The sequence below is a fragment of the Novacetimonas hansenii JCM 7643 genome, from assembly GCF_000964405.1.
GTDB lineage: Bacteria > Pseudomonadota > Alphaproteobacteria > Acetobacterales > Acetobacteraceae > Novacetimonas > Novacetimonas hansenii.
The window spans coordinates 1-3,032 of the sequence record NZ_BANE01000145.1 but is presented as its reverse complement, the minus strand read 5'-3'; the positions used below and the strand labels follow the sequence as shown (position 1 = coordinate 3,032).

Here is a 3,032-nt window from a genome sequence, read left to right as displayed (position 1 = left end):
ATAATTTCAGGGTGTTATCGAGCCTGACTTTTCAAACAGTCTCTAAATATATCAGGAGGCAGGGGGCGTGATCCTTGGCGGGTCCGTGCGGCATCTGGGCGTTTTTGCGTTGGGTGTGCGGCATGCCAGGGGCTTTGCCGTGTCCCCGCGTCAAAAAGCGCAGCCTTTTGGAAACAGATGGATCAGGAGGTCAGGACAGGCCCGCGCCCTGCGTATTGACCACCAGTGTGAACAGTGCATCGGCGGCGCACATGAACAGGGTGTCGCGCTTTGGCCCGCCAAAGGTCAGGTTCGACACCCCACGCGGCAGCCGCAACCGGCCGATCATATGCCCGGCGGGGTTATAGACCACAACCCCGCACAGGCCGAGTGGCCCGCCTGCGCCGCACCATAAATTGCCAAAGATATCCGCGCGCATGCCATCTGGTCCCAACTGGTGCCCGTCAAGCATCATGTCCGCGAATACCCGGCCGTTACGTGCCGTCCCGTCCATCAGGTCATAGGCATGGATGCGCTGGTCCCCGCCGGGGCCATTCTGTCCCGGCCCCGCACCGCTGGAGATCACATAGAGGATCGTGCCGTCGGGGGAAAAGCACAGTCCGTTCGGACTGGCAAGCTGCTGTTGCGTCAGGACGGCGCGCACGTCGCCGGTGCGTGGGTCGATGCGAAAGACATGGTCGTCCTGCCGGGCATGTCCCGCGAACCGGGCTACGATCTCCCCGTCCTTGGTCCAGAGTTCGCGGCCCATGCGGTTGGCCCTGCCGCCCGGTGCGTCGGGGTGTCCCTCCACGATGGTGTCGCCATATCCGGGATCGGTAAACCAGATGCCACCATCGGGGTGAACCACCACGTCGTTGGGGGAATTAAGCGGTGCCCCCTGATAACGGTCTGCCAGCACACGGCATGATCCATCATGTTCCCAGCGCACGACACGGCGCATGCCATGTTCGCAACTGATCAGGCGTCCTTCGGCATCGAATGTGTTGCCATTGCTGTTATAGGACTGATCACGAAAGACCGAAACCGTTCCCGTTTCCCACAGGTAACGGTACTGTTGCGCGCGGATCGTATCGCTAAGCAGTAAGAAGCGCCCCTGCGTACTCCATGCCGGTCCCTCCAGCCAGTCACCGCCCCGCCATGCCAGACGGATGTTGGCGTTGCCATAGGCAAGGTTGGAAAATGACGGGTCAATGGCAATGATGTCCGGGTCCGGCAGGTAGGGGGGCGGGGCCTGTGGCCCCCATTGCCGCGGCGGGTCCGTCACCACGCTTGGCGGGTGTGCCAGCAGGGATGCGGGCGCGTCGGCCGCCGCCATGCGAACCCGTGCCATGGCGGCCCCCGCCATCCCCATGGCACCCCCAAGGATAAGGCCACGGCGGGAAAGGCGGGCTGGCGGCATGGGGGCACCTGTATGTCCGTGGGGGCGGAACCTATGGTCCCGCGACAGGGCGAAAGCATAAAGGATGCGTGTCGGCATGGGAATGTGACACCCCCCGTTCCACGCGCAAACGTGACGCGGGAGGGGGCATGCCCGGGATGGGTCAGCCCTCGGTATCGGGCATGCGGGCGATGATGTTCTGCACCACCTCGAACCCTTCGAAGACGGGCGGGCCGATCATCAGCGGCTTTTTCGTGCCTGCGCTGGCATGGGCGGCGCGGAATTCCTCTGACCGGGTCCAGTTTTCGAACGCGGCATGCGATTGCCATACGGTGTGCGAAGCATACAGGATGCATTCGTCGCTGCGTGGACCGGCCAGCAATTGAAAGCTGATGAAGCCGGGCACGGTATGAAGGTGGACCTCACGCCCCAGCCAGCGATCGCGAAAGGCGTCCTCGTTTTCGGGGGGAATGCGGAATCGGTTCATGGCGATATACATGCGGTGCGGTTTCCTTTGTGGATATGGGTGCGGATATGGGTAATGGGCGGTACTGTCTTCAGCGACCGCCGGAAACTGTCATGATGCTGCCGGTCATATAGGAAGAGGCCGGGGACAGCAGGAACAGGACCGCCTGTGCGATTTCGTCGGGATGGCCGGTGCGGCCCATTGGCACGACCCTGTCCACCAGGGCCTCGGTTTCCGGGGGAACCATGTCGGTGGCCGTCAGGCCAGGCGCGACGGCGTTGACGCGCACGCCCTCACGCGCGACCTCGTTCGCCAGCCCGCGTGTGAAGGTTTCGATCGCGGCCTTGGTCGCGGCATAGGGCACCAGTCCCGGCAACCCACCCAGGCGCGCCGCGACGGAGGACAGGTTGACGATGCTGCCCCCCTGTCCGCCATGACGGGTGGACATGCGGCGCACCGCCTCACCCGCCGCCAGCATGCTGCCACGCACGTTGATATCGAACAGCGCATCCAGTGTTTGGGCCGTCTGTTCATCCACGCGGACCTTTGTTCCCGTAACGCCCGCATTGTTCACCAGTCCGCCCAGCGGGCCGAGTGCGCGTGTGGCCTGATCGAACAGGGTGGTGATCTGCGCCGGGTCGGCCACATTCGCGGCGATCGCCACCGCATGGCCACCCTCCGCGCGGATGGCTGCCGCCAGTTCCTCCGCCGGGGCGGCGGTGTGGCTGTAATTGATCGCCACGGGATAGCCATGGCGCGCCAGCAGGCGGCAGATCGCATGGCCGATGCCACGGCTGCCGCCCGTTACGATGACGGCCCGTGGGGCGGTGGTGTCGGTGGTGGTCATGCGCGTCTCCCTGATGCGTCGGTCTGTCGTATGGCGCATACGGTTGCGTCAATGACCACGCCACGCAAGGGCGAAGGTTGCATCCCACCTTCCTCCGCGCGGCGATGGTGCCCCGGTATTACAGCCACGGCATGTGGGGTGGCGGTCATGCCGGTCCTGTCATGGCCGCCGGATGTGAAGGCCCCGTCCGAAGGGGAATGGGTGGCGACTGTTCGGGAATGTCCCCGACCTTTTACAATTCCCGCCCATATGGTGATCCATGCCTCATGCCTAGAGACTGTTTAAAAAGTCAGGCTAGATAACACACTGAAATTATAAAGGTTTTTGGTGAAGCTTTTTCC

The 3,032-nt window shown here is 63.5% G+C and carries 4 protein-coding genes; all 4 read right to left on the bottom strand.

Annotated elements, in window-relative coordinates; genetic code table 11:
- Positions 1-190 precede the first annotated feature (190 nt).
- Positions 191-1,399 carry an SMP-30/gluconolactonase/LRE family protein gene (locus tag B7G66_RS10670; RefSeq protein ID WP_040512629.1) on the bottom strand — a complete coding sequence of 403 codons (1,209 nt, stop codon included), beginning with the start codon at positions 1,397-1,399 and terminating at the stop codon, positions 191-193.
- Between the two features lie 142 nt (positions 1,400-1,541).
- Complete coding sequence (locus tag B7G66_RS10665) at positions 1,542-1,877, bottom strand: antibiotic biosynthesis monooxygenase family protein (RefSeq protein ID WP_003621412.1); 336 nt, start codon at positions 1,875-1,877, stop codon at positions 1,542-1,544.
- A gap of 58 nt (positions 1,878-1,935) precedes the next feature.
- Positions 1,936-2,691, bottom strand: a complete 756-nt coding sequence (locus B7G66_RS10660) for an SDR family NAD(P)-dependent oxidoreductase (protein ID WP_003621413.1) — start codon at positions 2,689-2,691, stop codon at positions 1,936-1,938.
- The gene (locus tag B7G66_RS17860) at positions 2,688-2,840 is read right to left on the bottom strand and encodes a hypothetical protein (protein ID WP_155734243.1); all 153 of its coding nucleotides are present in this window, start codon (positions 2,838-2,840) and stop codon (positions 2,688-2,690) included. The genes B7G66_RS10660 and B7G66_RS17860 overlap by 4 nt, the downstream gene beginning before the upstream one ends.
- Positions 2,841-3,032: the final 192 nt, after the last annotated feature.

Coding starts and splice junctions, on each gene's coding strand:
- B7G66_RS10670 (WP_040512629.1), bottom strand. CDS start 1,399: ATGCCGCCAGCCCGCCTTTCCCGCCGTGGCCTTATCCTTGGGGGTGCC.
- B7G66_RS10660 (WP_003621413.1), bottom strand. CDS start 2,691: ATGACCACCACCGACACCACCGCCCCACGGGCCGTCATCGTAACGGGC.
- B7G66_RS10665 (WP_003621412.1), bottom strand. CDS start 1,877: ATGTATATCGCCATGAACCGATTCCGCATTCCCCCCGAAAACGAGGAC.
- B7G66_RS17860 (WP_155734243.1), bottom strand. CDS start 2,840: ATGACCGCCACCCCACATGCCGTGGCTGTAATACCGGGGCACCATCGC.